The sequence below is a fragment of the Rhodococcus sp. HM1 genome (assembly GCF_023218075.1).
GTDB lineage: Bacteria > Actinomycetota > Actinomycetes > Mycobacteriales > Mycobacteriaceae > Rhodococcus.
Genome location: NZ_JALPTB010000006.1, coordinates 127,823 through 143,962, shown reverse-complemented (window position 1 = coordinate 143,962; position 16,140 = coordinate 127,823). Strand labels below are relative to the sequence as shown.

The following is a 16,140-nucleotide window of genomic DNA, read 5'->3' as shown; positions in this document are numbered from 1 at the left end:
TCTCGGTCGAAGCGGATCGGATGTCGAGTCCCGGAGGGCTCAGGGGTGCGCGAGCTCGTAGCGCCGGCGGTACTCCTCCTTGGACGTCTCGCTGATGTCCACATCGGTGGCCCGTGCTCGCAGTGCGCCGACGGTGGCCTGCTCGCGCGGGATGTGCGCGAACGGATCCCAGCCGAAGAACCGCGCGGCATTGGCGAAGGTGATCTTGTCGATCTCTTCGTCGGTGCACCGGGCGGCGTCCAGCTCGGCCTTCAGGATTTCCGGCGATCTCGGCCAGGTCGAATCGGAGTGGGGGTAGTCGCATTCCCATGCGATGGTGTCGATTCCCAGGCGGTGGCGGTTGTTCAGGCCACTCGGCTCGGTGATGTAGCAGGCCAGGAAGTTGTTCCGCCAGACCTCCGTAGGGGACATGTTGTCGGGCAGGAAGCTCACTCCGGTCCAGGACTGGTTGACGATGTGGCGTTCGAGCCGGTCGAGCCACGGCGCGACCCACGATGTGCAGGCTGAGGACGATGCCGTGCTCGACGCACGCCCGGAAGATCGGATCCCAGTAGCCGGACTTGAAGTCGGGGAATCCCTCGCCGACGCCGTAGGGGGTTTCGGGAATGCTGATCGAGCGGCATCCCATCGCGGCGATGCGGTGGATTTCGGCGACCGACTCGTCCACGTCGAAGAACGGGATGATGCCGATCGGGATGAACCGTCCGGGATGGGCGTCGGGGACCTCGCCGACGACCCAGTCGTTGAAGGCCTTGCACGCGGCGAGGGACAGCTTCTTGTCGGGCAGGCTCGCGAGATGGGTGCCGGCGAAGCCGGGGAAGGTCGCGAACAGGGTTGCGGCGAGGGTGCCGTTGGCGTCCATGTCGCGCACCCGCAGATCCATGTCGTAGACGGCGGGTCGCATCTCGGCGTAGCCCGTGGGATCCATGCCCCATTCGTGTTTGGGCCACGAGACCACGGCGTTGAGGCCGGAACTGCCGACAATCGTGCCCTGGAACTGCCATGCCTGCACGTTGGGGTTGCGCGGGTTGGCCGTGAGTTTGGGCGCCTGGTCGATCAGGCTCTTGGGGAAGTGCTTCTCGAAGATGTCAGCGGGTTCGACCACGTGGTCGTCGATGCTGATCATCACCATGTCGTCGATGTTCATCGAAGTCCTGATCAGGTCGGGGAGTGACGCCGTCCGTCGGGCGTCGGCGGCGCTCATCTCCGTGCGGTCACCGGCGCAGCGAGTCCCTGTTCGTCGACCGTCTTCTGGATCGCGGCGAGGGTCTCGTCGAGTCCGGCGCCGAGCCGGGGGCCGGGTGTGAAGGTGGCCGGAAGCCGACGCATGCCCTGGATGACACCGATGGAGTCGTAGTGGATCGTGCTTTCGGGGTCGCACCGGAAATCCGGCGTGCGGTCGAGCACCGCGACCAGCATCCGCTTGAACATCTTGCGGGCCAGGTTGGATCCGATGCAGCGATGGACGCCGAGCCCGAAGCTGAAGTGCCGGTTGCCCTTACGCTCGAGGTCGATCTCGTCGGGGTCGGTGAACAGTGCCGGATCCCGGTTCGCCATCGCCCAGGACAGCCAGGCACGTTCGCCCTCCTTGAACTGCACGCCGTCGAGTTCGACGTCTGCTGAGAACGTGCGGCCGTCCCCGGCCGACGGGCAGAAGTAGCGCAGGAACTCCTCGGTGGCCGAATCGAGGAGGGTGTCTCGTTCGGCGCTGAGGATTTCCCGCTGGTCGGGATTCTGGGAGAGCCATTCGAGCGCATGCGAGGTCAGGGCGGTCGTCGTATCGAAGCCACCACCGATGAGGAGGCTGAGAACGCCGAGCAGTTCGAGGTCGTCGGGCTTCTCGCCGTCGATCGTGGCCCTTGCGATCGCGTCCACCATGCCGGGGCGGGGGTTCTCACGGATCTCGTGGAGGCTGGAGAGGAGATCCAAACCCATGATGCGGTGCAGTTCGGCCACCCGATGGACGTCGGGTGAGTCCGGGGGTGTGTACATCGCGGCGTGGACGGGTTCGCAGTACACCTTCCATTTGGCGACCGGTATGCCCAGCATGGCCAGCGTGATCACCGCCGGGACGATGTTGACGAGGTCGTCGATGAAATCGATCCTGCCCGTTTCGATCTTCTCGTCGAGGCACGCGCGGATCACCTCGTCGATGAGCGGAACCCACTTCTCGACGGCCGCGGGGGACAGGTACGGATTGAGCACGGCCCGGAACTCGCGATGTTCGGGGTCGTCCATCTCCAGGATCCCGCCGCGGACTCCCGATGCCCTGACGGCGGTCGGGATCATGATGCCCTTGTATCCGCGGCGAACCCCCTTGATGTCGTGATCGTTCGAGATGGAGGCCGAGCGTGCGAGGGTGAACACCGCCTCGCCACCTGCGGCAACCCAGTGGCCACCGTGTGTGTCGGACCAGGCCACGGGGCACTTGGAGTGCATCTCCCTGGTGATCTCCGAGAAGTTGTCGCGGTAGTCCGGTGCGTGCCTGTCGAACTGGAATACGGGTGTTCGGTGATCGGTCTCGATGACGGCCTCGTCAGCGCTCACGGCATTGCCCTCTCTAGCGTCCGGTGGTGGATGGTGTTGCGGCCCAGCGGGTCACAGGGCGGAGATCGCCTGTTCGGGGCAGCTGCGCACAGCTTCCCGCGCCGAGTCGGCCAGGTGAGCGGGAACGTCGGCCTCGACGGCTGTCGCGTGGCCGTCGATATCGCTCAATTCGAACAGCGTCGGGGCGGCCATGGCGCACAGTGTGTGTCCCTGGCAGCGTTTCGGATCCACTTCGACTTTCACCGCTGTCCTCCGTGTCTTCGAGTTGTCTTCTCACGCAACATGTTCAAAGCGCATTGGTGAATGAACGCCGTCGTCCCGACCGGGCGTGGACGCGGAACTCGCCAGGGGAAGATTACCGGTCTCAGAAACGAGAACCCCCTTCCGTCACGGCAGAATCGTATTCTGAGACGGTGCTGTGTGCAAGGGGGAATACAGGGCCTGAACGACAAAATCCGCTCGGCTGCCAGTCATCCGCTGCGACGATTGCAGGGAAGGATGACTGGCGGCCGAGCGGATGTGGTCCGCGAAGCGGGTGGTGCGACGACTACTTGCCGAGGTCGTCGATCAGGGAAGGTCCGGGACGGGCTACGCGCCCTGCCACACGGTGTCGAACGGGGTGTTCGCCGACACCCGGCCCTTGATGCCGCGGGTGACGAGGTCCTTCGCGATCTGGACGGCCTGGGCGACGTCGGTGCCCTTCGCGAGTTCGGCGGTGATCGCCGCGGCCAGGGTGCAGCCGGCGCCGGAGACGCGCTCGTTGCCGATCTTCGGTGCCGTGAGCAGCGTGACGTCGGTGCCGTCGAACAGCACGTCGACCGCGTCGTCGCCGTCGAGCTCGACACCGCCCTTGGCGATGACGTACTGCGGGCCGAGGTCGTGGATACGCCGCGCGGCCTCGATCAGGTCGTCGACGGACGCGATGCTGTCCATGCCGGACAGGGTCCGGGCCTCGAACAGGTTCGGCGTCACTACCGTCGCGTAGGGGAGCACCTGGGTGCGCAGCGCGTTGTCGGTGTCGAGGGCGGCGCCGGGTTCCTGACCCTTGCAGATCAGGACCGGGTCGAGCACCACGTGCCGCCAGGACTGCCGGCCCAGCGCCTCGGCGACCACGTCGATCGTCGCGGGCGTGCCGAGCATGCCGATCTTCACGACGTCGAGGTTGTGCGCGGCGGTCGCGGCCTGGATCTGGTCGGCGATGACCTGCGGATCGATCGGCACGAACCGGTGTCCCCAGTTGTTCTCCGGGTCGAACGAGACGATGCACGTCGTGGTGCCCAGGCCGTACACGCCCAGCTGCTGGAAGGTCTTCAGGTCCGCCTGCAGGCCGGCGCCACCGGTCGCTTCCGAACCGGCGATGACGAAGGCGAGGTCGACCACAGCGGTGTTCTCCGTTCGAGGTGGGGATGATCGGCAACCAGATTACAACCGGCCGCCACGCCACTTTCCGCACACCCGCCCCGCAGAGTCCCGGAACTGCACGGTCGCGGCACTACTGTGTGCGCCATGACGGCGTTCGACGACCTCGACGACTACCTCGCCCTTCCCCGCGTCACAACTCTCGCGTTGTCCCCGGACGGCACGCGCGTGGTGATCGCACAGTCCACACTCGACGAGAAGTCCACCGCCTATGTCGGCGCGCTGTGGGAACTCGATCCTCAGGGGCAGAACCCGGCGCGCAGGCTCACCCACGGTGCGAAGGGCGAATCGAACCCGGTCTTCACCGCGTCGGGCGACCTGCTGTTCACCGCCGCGCGCGGTGGCGACGACGATCCGGCGTCGCTGTGGCGGCTGCCCGCCGGCGGGGGAGAAGCGGAGCAGATCGCGCAGCGCGCGGGCGGAATCTCCGCGGTGCGCACGGCAACCCGCGCCGATCGCATCGTCGTGACCGCGAACGTGCTGGGCCACTCCGACAGTGACGACGAGCGCATCCGTTCGGCCCGCAAGGACGCCAAGGTCTCCGCCGTCCTGCACACCGGCTATCCCGTCCGCTACTGGGACGCCGACCTCGGCCCGGACCGCCCGCACCTGCTCTCGGTCGGCACCGAGAAGACCCTCGCCGACCTGACGCCCGGCATCCGTGGCTCGCTGCGCAACGCCGACCTCGACATCGCCGCCGACGGCAGCTTCGCCGTCACCACATGGTCGGTACCCGGCCCGCTCGCATCGCGCCGCAGCACGCTCGTGCGCGTCGATCTCGAAACCGGCCTGCGCACCTCGATCGTCGACGACGAGGACGCCGAGTCCACCGCGCCCCGGATCTCCCCGGACGGCACCCGCCTGGCGTACCTGCACCAGACCGTCACTACTCCCGAGGATCCGCCGCGGATCACGTTGCGGGTGTGCGACATTGCCACCAAGGAGACGGTGGACACGACCGTCGGCTGGGACCGCTGGCCCACATCGACGGCGTGGCTGCCGGACGGCTCGGGTCTGCTGCTCACCGCCGACGACCACGGCCGCGCACCGATTTTCGCGTTCACGCTCGGCACCGACGTGCCCGTCCGGATCACCACCGACGACGCCGCCTACACCGACGTGAAGGTCGCGCCGGACGGCCGGTTCGCGTATGCGCTGCGCGCGTCCTACGAGGCACCCCCGCATCCCGTGCGGATCGCCCTGACCGGCGACGACCGCGGCACCGTCGTGCCGTTGCGGGCGCCGAGCGAGTTGCCGGAGCTTCCCGGACGGCTCACCGAGGTGCACGCGACCGCCGCCGACGGCACGCCGGTGCGCGCCTGGCTGGCGCTGCCCGCCGGGGCGGCGGCCGCTACGCCGGCGCCGCTGCTGCTGTGGGTGCACGGCGGCCCGCTGAACTCGTGGAACACCTGGTCGTGGCGGTGGAACCCGTGGCTGCTCGTCGCCCGCGGCTACGCGGTGGCGCTGCCCGACCCGGCACTGTCCACCGGATACGGTCGCGCCTTCGTGCAGCGCGGCTGGGGTCGCTGGGGCAAGGAACCGTTCACCGATCTCATGACGATCACCGACGCCGCCGAGGCGTTGCCCGAGATCGACTCCGAACGCACCGGCGCGATGGGCGGATCGTTCGGCGGCTACATGGCGAACTGGATCGCCGGGCACACCGACCGGTTCCGCGCGATCGTCACCCACGCGAGTCTGTGGGCGCTCGACCAGTTCGCGCCCACGACCGACGCCGCCTGGTACTGGCAGCGCGAGATGACCCCCGAGATGGCGGTGGAGAACTCACCGCACCTGTACGTCGACAGCATCGTCACCCCGATGCTGGTGATCCACGGCGACAAGGACTATCGCGTTCCCATCGGGGAGGCCCTGCGCCTGTGGTACGAACTGCTGTCCGAATCCGGCCTGCCCGCCGACGACGACGGCACGACCGTGCATCGCTTCCTCTACTTCCCGAGCGAGAACCACTGGGTGCTCAGCCCGCAGCACACCGCGATCTGGTACCGGACGGTCGAGGCGTTCCTGTCCGAGCACGTGCTGGGCCGGCCGATCGACCTGCCGGAACTGCTGGGCTGAGATCGACCGGCTCGGCGGGGTCGAGCGATCAGTGCTTGTGGCCGGCCTTCTTCGCCAGTGAGCCGACCGTCTCCTGGACGTGGGGCACGGTGTCCTTCACGACCTTCGACACCTGGGGGACGGTGTCCTTGACGACCTTGGACGCCTCGTGCACCTTGTCCTGGACCGCGGGGTTGTGCCACAGGTCCGCGGACTGACCCACCAGCTTGTCGTAGGTGCCTCTGCCCGACTTCGAGCCGAGGACGTATCCGGCTGCGGCCGCGCCCGCCGCCAGCATCAGTGCTCGCATCATCGTGGTCTCCCGTTCGTGTCGACCGGTTGCGGGCTCACGGAGTACCCGATCGGGGGCGGATTCACACGCGGCGCGGTCACCACGCGGGACGCAGTCGTCCCGGCGTGACCACGGTCCGCAGCGCGGTGCCGAGCGCCGCGTAGGTCGCGGGATCGAGCCGGTCCCGCCACTGCTCGACCGCCTCGCGCGCCGCGTCGTCCGCCGCACGCGTGCAGGCCCACCCTCGGTCGGTCAGACGCAGCAGCCGTGCTCGCGCATCGGTGGGGTCCGCTTCCCGCGTGACGTAGCCGCGGTCGACGAGCTGGTCGACGAGCTGTCCGGCGGCCTGCTTCGTGACGCCGAGGTGCTCGGCGAGGTCGGACGCGGTGGCGTCGCCGGAGCTGATCCGGGCGAAGGCGAATCCGTGCGACGGCCGGACGTCGGTGAACCCGCGTGCGGCGACGCCCTCCTGGATGGCGTCGACCAGTTGGCTCGCGGCCCGCAGGACGAGTACCGGGAGATCCGGGAAGTCGGTCATGGACTCATCTTGACAGAAAGGTCAAGAAGCTTGACCATATAGACAAGTAACTTGACTATATGAGGGGGAGAGGATGTCGGTCCTCGGAGCTGCGGACGCCGTCCGGTTCGACGCGCACGGCAGCACGTTCGCGTCCTACGTGGCGTCCCGGAACAGCACACAGCTGTGCGCGTGGAAGCTGACGGTGCCGGCGGGAACGCGCGGCGTCGCCCACCGCCCGAGCCGCGACGAGGTGCTCCTCGTCCTCGACGGAACGCTGCACGTCACCATCGACGGCTCCCGCAACCGCGTCGAACAGGGGAACGTCGCACTGGTGCGCGCCGGTGCCGAGATGATCGTCGACGGCGGACCACGGGAAACCACCGTCTGGGTCACGACCACCCCGGGGCTGACCGCGACCCTGAACGACGGCACGCAACTCACCCCGCCCTGGGCGCAGTGATCGCGACCGGGCGCGGGCCGTCCGGGCGACGGGGCATGTCCAGGCGATTTGTGCGCGGCGCTTAGGATTGCCTGGTGACCAGTGCGCCAGAGAACCCGCAGAATCCCGCCGACGCCCTCCCCAAGAGCTGGGACCCCAGCGCTGTCGAGGCCGAGCTGTACCAGGGCTGGGTAGATGCCGGGTACTTCCAGGCCGATCCGACGAGCGAGAAGCCCGGCTACTCCATCGTGCTGCCGCCGCCGAACGTCACCGGCAGCCTGCATATGGGCCACGCCCTCGATCACACCCTGATGGACGCGCTCACACGCCGCAAGCGCATGCAGGGCTTCGAGACGTTGTGGCTGCCCGGCATGGACCACGCCGGCATCGCCACCCAGACCGTCGTCGAGAAGCAGCTCGCCGCGGACGGGAAGACGAAGGAAGACTTCGGCCGCGAGCAGTTCGTCGAGAAGGTGTGGGACTGGAAGCGCGAGTCCGGCGGCACCATCCAGGGCCAGATGCGCCGCATCGGCGACGGCGTCGACTGGTCCCGCGACCGCTTCACCATGGACGAGGGCCTGTCCCGCGCTGTGCAGACCATCTTCAAGCGCATGTACGACGACGGGCTCATCTACCGTGCCGAGCGCCTGGTGAACTGGTCGCCGGTGCTGCAGACCGCCATCTCGGACATCGAGGTCAAGTTCGAGGAGGTCGAGGGTGAGCTCGTCTCCCTGCGCTACGGCTCCCTGAACGACGACGAACCGCACGTGGTCGTCGCGACCACCCGTGTCGAGACGATGCTCGGCGACACCGCCGTCGCGGTGCACCCCGACGACGAGCGCTACAAGCACCTCGTCGGCACCACGATCCACCACCCGATCACCGAACGGCAGATCCCGGTCATCGCCGACGATTACGTCGACCCCACGTTCGGAACCGGCGCCGTGAAGATCACCCCGGCGCACGACCCCAACGACTTCGAGATGGGTCTGCGGCACAACCTGCCGATGCCCACCATCATGGACAAGGCCGGCAAGATCGCCGACACCGGAACGCGTTTCGACGGCATGGACCGTTTCGAGGCGCGCGTCGCGATCCGCGAGGAACTCGCCGCGCAGGGCCGCGTCGTCGCCGAGAAGCGCCCCTACCTGCACAGCGTCGGCCACTCCGAACGCTCCGGGGAGACCATCGAGCCGCGTCTGTCGATGCAGTGGTGGGTCAAGGTCGAGTCGCTCGCCAAGGCCGCCGGCGACGCAGTTCGCAACGGCGACATGGTGATTCACCCCGCCAGCCAGGAACCGCGGTGGTTCGCGTGGGTCGACCACATGCACGACTGGTGCATCTCCCGTCAGCTGTGGTGGGGTCACCGCATCCCGATCTGGTACGGCCCGAACGGCGAGATCGAATGCTTCGGCCCCGACGAGACCGCACCCGAAGGCTGGGAGCAGGACCCCGACGTCCTCGACACCTGGTTCTCCTCGGGCCTGTGGCCGTTCTCCACGATGGGCTGGCCGGAGAAGACCCCCGAGCTCGAAAAGTTCTATCCCACCAGTGTTCTCGTCACCGGCTACGACATCCTGTTCTTCTGGGTCGCCCGGATGATGATGTTCGGCACCTACGTCGCGGGGGACGGCGCGCTGGGCGACGGGAAGGTTCCGTTCAAGGATCTGTTCCTGCACGGCCTGGTCCGCGACCAGTACGGCAAGAAGATGTCGAAGTCGCGTGGCAACGGCATCGACCCGCTCGACTGGGTCGAGCGCTTCGGTGCCGACGCACTGCGCTTCACGCTCGCGCGCGGCGCGAACCCGGGCAGCGACCTCGCCGTCGGTGAGGACCATGCCCAGTCCTCGCGCAACTTCGCCAACAAGCTGTTCAACGCGACCAAGTTCGCGCTGATGAACGGCGCCGTCGTGACCGAGCTGCCCGCGCGCGGCGAGCTCACCGACGCCGACCGCTGGATCCTCGACCGGCTCGAGCAGGTCCGCGCCGATGTCGACGAGGCCTTCGAGAAGTTCGAGTTCTCCAAGGCCTGCGAGACGCTGTACCACTTCGCGTGGGACGAGGTCTGCGACTGGTACCTCGAGCTCGCCAAGGTGCAGCTCGCCGACAGTTCCTCGATTGACGGCACCGCCGTCGTCGGCGACCGTCCCGCACACACCCGGGCCGTGCTCGGTGCCGTGCTGGATTCGCTGCTGCGCCTGCTGCACCCGGTGATCCCGTTCGTCACCGAAACCCTGTGGAAGGTGCTCACCGGTGGTGAGTCGCTGGTCATCGCGTCCTGGCCGACCACGACCGGGGTGGCCACCGACGCCGACGCGGCCCGCCGGATCGAGGACATGCAGAAGCTCGTCACCGAGGTGCGCCGCTTCCGCAGCGACCAGGGACTCAAGCCGTCGCAGAAGGTCGCTGCGCGCCTGAACGAGATCGATGCCGCCGACCTCGCCTCGCAGGTCCCGGCGGTGCGCTCGCTGGCGCGCCTCACCGAGCCCGAGGACGGTTTCGCCGCGACCGCGTCCGTCGAGGTGCGCCTGTCCCGCGCGACCGTGACGGTCGAGCTGGACACCTCCGGCACCATCGACGTCGCCGCCGAGATCGCGCGCCTGCGCAAGGATCTCGCGGTCGCCGAGAAGGAACTGGCCGGCACGTCCGCGAAACTCGGCAACGAGGCGTTCCTGGCGAAGGCCCCGGCGCAGGTCGTCGAAAAGATCACCGCGCGCAAGCAGATCGCCGAAGAGGAGATCGCCCGTTTCACCGCGCGACTGGCGGAGCTGGGTCAGGCGTGAGCACCGAACGACCCGGGGAACCGTCCCCGGTGGATCTCGCGGAACTGGCGCTGGTCGAGGCCGAACTCGACCAGCGCTGGCCCGAGACGAAGATCGAGCCGTCGCTGACCCGGATCGCGGCGCTCATGGACCTGCTCGGATCCCCGCAGCACAACTATCCGGTCATCCACGTCGCCGGCACCAACGGCAAGACGTCGGTGACCCGGATGATCGACGCCCTGCTGACCCGCCTGCACCGGCGTACCGGCCGCACGACCAGCCCGCACCTGCAGCTCGCGACCGAGCGGATCAGTATCGACGGGGTGCCCGTCTCGCCGCGCACCTACGTCGACACCTACCGCGACATCGAGCCGTACGTGCGGATGATCGACCAGCAGTCCGAGGCCGCGGGCGGTCCCCGGATGAGCAAGTTCGAGGTCACCACCGCGATGGCGTTCGCCGCGTTCGCCGACGCTCCCGTGGACGTCGCGGTCGTCGAGGTCGGCCTCGGCGGCCGGTGGGACGCCACCAACGTCGTCGAGAGCCAGGTCGCGGTGATCACGCCGGTCGGCATCGACCACACCGGTTACCTCGGCGAGACCCTCACGGAGATCGCGGGGGAGAAGGCCGGGATCATCAAGCGGGCCCGCCCCGACGACCTGGTGTCGCGGGAAACGGTCGCGATCATCGCGCAGCAGGAACCCGAGGTGATGGAGGTGCTGCTGCGTCAGGCGGTCGAGGCCGACGCCGCCGTCGCGCGGCAGGGTTCGGAGTTCGCCGTGCTGCAGCGGCAGATCGCAGTCGGCGGCCAGCAGCTCGAGCTGCAGGGTCTCGGCGGCGTGTACAGCGACATCTTCCTGCCGCTGCACGGCGAGCACCAGGCGTTCAACGCGTCGCTGGCGCTCGCCGCGGTCGAGGCGTTCTTCGGGGCCGGACCGGACCGGCAGCTCGACGCCGACGCGGTGCGCGAGGCGTTCGCCTCGGTGGTGAACCCCGGCCGGCTCGAGCGCGTCCGCAGTGCGCCGACGGTGTTCCTCGACGCCGCCCACAACCCGCACGGCGCGAAGGCGCTCGCGGCCGCGCTGGCCGCCGAGTTCGACTTCCGCAAGCTGGTCGGTGTGGTCTCGGTGATGGCCGACAAGGACGTCCGCGGTCTGCTCGAGGCCCTCGAGCCGGTGTTCGACGAGATCGTGGTCACCCACAACGGCTCGCCGCGTGCCATGGACGTCGACGACCTGGCCGACCTCGCCGTCGCCCGGTTCGGTGACGAGCGGGTGGTGACGGCTGCGACACTGCCCGACGCGATCGAAACGGCGATCGCGATCGCCGAGGAGGTCGCCGAGCCCGGTGAGGCAGTATCGGGAGCGGGCGTCGTGGTGACCGGCTCCGTCGTCACCGCCGGTGCCGCCCGCAGTCTGTTCGGAAAGGACCCCGCGTGAGCAACGAAAACCCGGCCGGGAAGGATCCCGGGATCCGGCCTCCGGCGAAGGACCCGTGGAAGGGTTTCCGCGGCGTCATGGCCGGAACACTGGTGCTCGAGGCGATCGTCGTGCTGCTCGTGCTGCCGGTCGTCGCCGCCGTCGGCGGGGGTCTGGACGCGTTCTCCGGCACCTACATCATCGTGCTGGCGGTTCTGATGTTCCTCGGCGCAGGGGTGCAGGGTCGCTCGTGGGCGATCCCGTTCAACCTGGGCCTGCAGGTGCTGACCCTGCTCGGCTTCTTCGTCGACCCGGCGCTCGGCGCCGTGGGCGTGCTGTTCTCGGTGGTCTGGGCGTACCTGCTCTACCTGCGCAAAGACATCAAGGAGCGGGAGGCGCGGGGTCTGCTCCCAGGTCAGCGCGAGTGAACCTCTACGCTGTTCGGCGTGACTGAACGGACTCTGGTACTGATCAAGCCCGACGGCGTCGCACGCCGTCATGTCGGAGAAATCCTCTCGCGCATCGAGCGCAAGGGCCTCAACATCGCGGCGCTCGAGCTGCGTACCGCGACCGAGGAGGTCGCCGCGGCCCACTACGCCGAACACGAGGGCAAGCCCTTCTACCCGGGTCTGATCGAGTTCATCACCGGTGGCCCGCTGGTTGCGGCGGTGCTCGAAGGCCCCCGCGCGATCGCGGCGTTCCGGCAGCTCGCCGGCGGCACCGACCCGGTTGAGAAGGCCGTTCCCGGTTCGATCCGCGGTGACCTGGGCCTCGACGCCGGGGAGAACCTCGTGCACGGCTCCGATTCGGTCGAATCGGCCGAGCGTGAGATCGCACTCTGGTTCCCGGAGCTCGCGAACGCCTAGTCGTTCGCCGAAGCGGACAACAGTCACGGCGCCCTTCGGGGCGCCGTTGGCGTATCCGGGCATTCCTGTGTGGGATACTGGGGAAGGTTGCTCCATACGAACGAGTGCGGAGCGACCGACGACATCACGGAACGATGCCCGACATCGCTGTGGCCGAGAAACGCAGGAGACACCTCGCTCGGCGGCATGCTGGATGTTCCGGCGCTCGATTCGCGATCAAGCCAGGCACCGCTCGGCCGTGCAGTGAAAACGGGCACCGGACGACCGCGCGATGCGAGACCGGAGACCTCGCGCCAGAGGGCGCGAGCACACAGACTGCGCCCCCGCGTGGCCGCGTCACATCGCCGACGGTGATGGACGCGCCCGGGGGTCTTAGGAGACCTACGTGGCAGATCAAGTGCCGCCGAACGACAATTCCACCGAAGCCGCAGCGGAGCTGCCCGCGAAGATTCGCGTGCACGCCCTCGCCAAGCTGCTCGGACTGACCAGCAAAGAGGTCATCGCCAAGGCCGCGGAGTTCGGCCACGAGCTGCGCAGTGCGCACTCGACGCTCCACCGTGACGCCGCGGAGCAGATACGCGACGCGCTGGTCGCGCCCGCCCCGGCGACGGACGAGACCGCTCCCGCTGCGGAGGCCGAGGCTGCGCCGGTAGCCGAGCCCGAGGCTGCGCCGGAACCCCAGGCGGAGGCTGCGCCGGCAGTCGAGGCCGAGACAGCGCCGGAACCCGAGACCGCGCCGGAACCCGAGACCGCGCCGGAACCCGAGACCGAAACGCACCTCGCCGGTCCCGGTTCCCTGTTCACCGCTCCCGTGCAGGACACCCCGCTGTTCGAGGTTCCGCAGCCCGCGCCGACCGTCGAGCCGATCGTGGAAGCACCGCTGTTCCTGCAGCCGGACCTGACGGCTCCGGTCGAGAGCACCCCGCGTCGCCGTCGCACCCGTCGCGGTGCCGAGACCCCGGCCGAGCCGGTCGTCGAGGCGGAGGAGAGCGCAGAGACCGCTGTCGAGGAAGAGCCCGCCGAGACCACCGCCGAGGCCGAAGAGGAACATCCCCGTCGTCGCCGGCGTGGGCGTCGTGGCCGCGGTCGTGGCCGCGGTGACAGCGCCGAGGGCGGAGAGACCACCGAGGAATCCAAGGCCGCCGAGGAGACGGAGGCCGCCGAGGTCTCCGAGACCGGGGAAACCCGCGGCGGGGCCGAAGCGGAGACAGGTGCCGAGGTCACCGAGACCCCGGCCGCCGAGGCCGCGGAGGAAGCCGCCGAATCCGAAGAGGGCGTCTCGGAGGAAGAGCAGGGCGAGGGCACGTCCCGTCGTCGCCGCCGTCGCCGCCGCCGTAAGGGCAGCGAGGCCGCGGACACCACCGTCGAGGACGACTCCGTCCCCACCGTCATCCACGAGCGCGAACCGCGCAGCAAGTCCCGTGCGGTCAAGGACGAGGTCCAGGGCATCACCGGGTCGACCCGCCTGGAAGCGAAGCGGCAGCGTCGCCGCGACGGCCGCGAGGCCGGCCGCCGCCGCCCGCCGATCCTCACCGAGTCCGAGTTCCTCGCCCGCCGCGAATCCGTCGACCGTGTCATGGTCGTGCGGGAGCGGACCGACGGTGCGCACGCCGGCATGACCCAGGTCGCGGTGCTCGAGGACGGCATCCTCGTCGAGCACTTCGTGACCAGCGCCAACTCGGCATCCATGGTGGGCAACGTCTACCTGGGCCGAGTGCAGAACGTGCTGCCCTCGATGGAGGCCGCGTTCATCGACATCGGCCGCGGCCGCAACGGCGTGCTGTACGCCGGTGAGGTCAACTGGGAGGCCGCCGGCCTCGGTGGCAACTCCCGCAAGATCGAGCAGGCGCTCAAGCCCGGCGATCAGGTCGTCGTGCAGGTCAGCAAGGACCCGGTCGGGCACAAGGGTGCTCGTCTGACCACGCAGATCAGCCTCGCGGGCCGCTTCCTGGTGTACGTGCCGGGCGGATCGTCGACCGGTATCAGCCGCAAGCTGCCCGACACCGAACGCAAGCGTCTCAAGGAGATCCTGCGGGAGATCGTCCCGGCCGACGCCGGCGTCATCATCCGCACCGCCGCCGAGGGCGTCAGCGAGGAGGAACTCGCGCGGGACGTGACCCGGTTGCAGACGCAGTGGGCCGCCATCCAGGAGCAGGCCGAGAAGGCCAAGTCCGAGGCGTCCGGCCAGCCCAAGACGCTGTACGAGGAGCCGGACCTGCTCGTCAAGGTCGTCCGCGATCTGTTCAACGAGGACTTCTCCAAGCTGGTCATCGAGGGCGACAAGTCCTGGCGCACCGTCGAGAACTACATCCGCACCGTGGCGTCGGACCTGCTGCCGCGCGTGGAGCAGTACGACAACCCGGGAAGCGTCGACGTCTTCGCCGCCCACCGCATCGACGAACAGCTCGCCAAGGCGCTCGACCGCAAGGTGTGGCTGCCGTCCGGTGGCACGCTCGTCATCGACCGCACCGAAGCCATGACGGTCGTCGACGTCAACACCGGCAAGTTCACCGGTGCCGGCGGCAACCTCGAGGAAACGGTCACCCGCAACAACCTCGAAGCGGCCGAGGAGATCGTGCGGCAGATGCGGCTGCGCGACATCGGCGGCATGATCGTCGTCGACTTCATCGACATGGTGCTCGAATCGAACCGTGACCTGGTGTTGCGTCGCCTCACCGAAGCGCTCGGACGCGACCGCACCCGTCACCAGGTCTCCGAGGTGACGTCGCTGGGCCTGGTCCAGATGACGCGCAAGCGGCTCGGCACCGGTCTGGTCGAGGCGTTCTCGACCACCTGTGAGCACTGCCACGGTCGCGGCATCATCGTCCACTCCGACCCGATCGAGTCGAAGCCGGCCGAGGATTCCGGGCGCTCGAAGAGCGAGGGCGGATCGCGCCGCAAGCGCGGCCGTGATCGCGCGGCGAGCCAGGAACCGCAGCAGCCTGCGGAACCCGCGGCACACCACCATGTGACCCCGGAAGAGGCAGCGGCGCGCCGGGCCCACCCCGTCGCGCTGGCGATGGCCGCCCACCACGCGACCGAAACCAACGGCGAGCAGGTTGCCGAATCGGCCGAGCACACTCCGGAACCGGTCGCAGCCGAGGCCGCACCGACCGAGGCCGTGACGACCACCGAGGCTGTCGCCGAGCCGGTCGCGGCCGCCGCCGACGTGGCGACCGCCGCCGCGCCGGCCGAGGAGACAGCCGAGGAGGCCGAGGTCACCGAGACCGCGGCGCCGGCACCCGAGCCGGAAGCCCCGGCGGCTGAAACACAGGCAGCGGAAGCACAGGAGTCGGTGGCGCCGCGTCGTCGCCGGGCCCGCCGGGTCTCCCGTGCCGCCGCTGCACCGGCCGGCGACAGCGAAGGCGCCGGCACCGTGTTCGTCATCCCGACGCCCACGGTCGTCGAGGAACCCGTGGCGGCACCGGCTCCGGCCGTCGCCGCCGGAGACGGCGAACCGGCGGCCGTGGTCGTGGAACGCCGGCCTCGGCGCCGGCGCGCCGCCGGCCGGCCCGCGGGCCCGCCGGTCGACGCCGAAGCGTAGGAATCCGAGGCGTAGGAAACTGTCACCGGCCCGTTGTGTGCGGGCCGGTGACGGCGGCTGCCGGGGTGCCGGGCGTGGTCCGACACGGCCCGGGCGTCGTTCGACACAGTCGGGTGTCGCCGGTTTGACCCTGGCAGTCACCTTCCCGTAATCTTGCACAGTCGCTACTCGCGATAGAGCCGTGCTGCGCCTGGATTCCGGGAAATCCGAGAAATCGGGCAAGCTTGCGGGCTCCGAGTCAGCAACCACACAGACCAGTCGCGCTGCACACCGTG

General features: G+C 69.0%; 12 protein-coding genes and 1 pseudogene. 7 read left to right on the top strand and 6 right to left on the bottom strand.

The features are described from left to right. Positions 1–39 precede the first annotated feature (39 nt). The 4 genes and pseudogenes from M1M07_RS05755 to thiD all read right to left on the bottom strand — a co-directional run bounded on the left by M1M07_RS05755 (position 40) and on the right by thiD (position 3,927). Positions 40–1,147, bottom strand: a pseudogene (locus M1M07_RS05755) (amidohydrolase family protein). A 53-nt stretch (positions 1,148–1,200) separates the two neighbouring features. Continuing rightward, positions 1,201–2,547, bottom strand: a complete 1,347-nt coding sequence (locus M1M07_RS05750) for a cytochrome P450 (protein ID WP_248673551.1) — start codon at positions 2,545–2,547, stop codon at positions 1,201–1,203. Between the two features lie 51 nt (positions 2,548–2,598). Then, entirely contained in the window at positions 2,599–2,790 is a 192-nt protein-coding gene (locus tag M1M07_RS05745) for a ferredoxin (protein WP_248673550.1), read from the bottom strand. A 345-nt stretch (positions 2,791–3,135) separates the two neighbouring features. Beyond that, complete coding sequence (thiD, locus tag M1M07_RS05740) at positions 3,136–3,927, bottom strand: bifunctional hydroxymethylpyrimidine kinase/phosphomethylpyrimidine kinase (protein ID WP_248673549.1); 792 nt, start codon at positions 3,925–3,927, stop codon at positions 3,136–3,138. Positions 3,928–4,053: 126 nt separating this feature from the next. Between thiD and M1M07_RS05735 the strand changes: the two genes are divergently transcribed. Then, positions 4,054–6,045, top strand: coding sequence for an alpha/beta fold hydrolase (locus M1M07_RS05735; protein ID WP_248673548.1), 1,992 nt, complete (start codon positions 4,054–4,056; stop codon positions 6,043–6,045). Positions 6,046–6,073: 28 nt separating this feature from the next. Here the strand turns inward: M1M07_RS05735 and M1M07_RS05730 are convergent, their stop codons facing one another. Both M1M07_RS05730 and M1M07_RS05725 read right to left on the bottom strand, forming a co-directional pair. Continuing rightward, positions 6,074–6,337: a hypothetical protein gene (locus M1M07_RS05730; RefSeq protein ID WP_197250135.1), complete on the bottom strand. Its 264-nt coding sequence runs from the start codon at positions 6,335–6,337 to the stop codon at positions 6,074–6,076. A gap of 76 nt (positions 6,338–6,413) precedes the next feature. Beyond that, on the bottom strand, positions 6,414–6,854 hold the full coding sequence (locus tag M1M07_RS05725; RefSeq protein ID WP_248673547.1) for a MarR family winged helix-turn-helix transcriptional regulator: 441 nt from the start codon (positions 6,852–6,854) through the stop codon (positions 6,414–6,416). Positions 6,855–6,927: 73 nt separating this feature from the next. Here M1M07_RS05725 and M1M07_RS05720 point away from each other — a divergent pair, with 73 nt between their 5' ends. From M1M07_RS05720 to M1M07_RS05695, 6 genes are all read left to right on the top strand, one after another. Next, positions 6,928–7,296, top strand: a complete 369-nt coding sequence (locus M1M07_RS05720) for a cupin domain-containing protein (protein ID WP_248673546.1) — start codon at positions 6,928–6,930, stop codon at positions 7,294–7,296. A gap of 71 nt (positions 7,297–7,367) precedes the next feature. Further along, complete coding sequence (locus M1M07_RS05715) at positions 7,368–10,058, top strand: valine--tRNA ligase (protein ID WP_248673563.1); 2,691 nt, start codon at positions 7,368–7,370, stop codon at positions 10,056–10,058. Beyond that, on the top strand, positions 10,055–11,476 hold the full coding sequence (locus M1M07_RS05710) for a folylpolyglutamate synthase/dihydrofolate synthase family protein (protein ID WP_197250138.1): 1,422 nt from the start codon (positions 10,055–10,057) through the stop codon (positions 11,474–11,476). Before M1M07_RS05715 ends, M1M07_RS05710 begins: the two co-directional genes overlap by 4 nt. Next, positions 11,473–11,883 carry a DUF4233 domain-containing protein gene (locus M1M07_RS05705; protein WP_248673545.1) on the top strand — a complete coding sequence of 137 codons (411 nt, stop codon included), beginning with the start codon at positions 11,473–11,475 and terminating at the stop codon, positions 11,881–11,883. Before M1M07_RS05710 ends, M1M07_RS05705 begins: the two co-directional genes overlap by 4 nt. 18 nt (positions 11,884–11,901) lie before the next feature. Then, positions 11,902–12,321 (top strand): nucleoside-diphosphate kinase, encoded by a 420-nt coding sequence (gene ndk, locus M1M07_RS05700; RefSeq protein WP_197250139.1) that lies wholly within the window; start codon positions 11,902–11,904, stop codon positions 12,319–12,321. 385 nt (positions 12,322–12,706) lie between these two features. Further along, on the top strand, positions 12,707–15,865 hold the full coding sequence (locus tag M1M07_RS05695; RefSeq protein WP_197250140.1) for a translation initiation factor IF-2 N-terminal domain-containing protein: 3,159 nt from the start codon (positions 12,707–12,709) through the stop codon (positions 15,863–15,865). Positions 15,866–16,140: the final 275 nt, after the last annotated feature.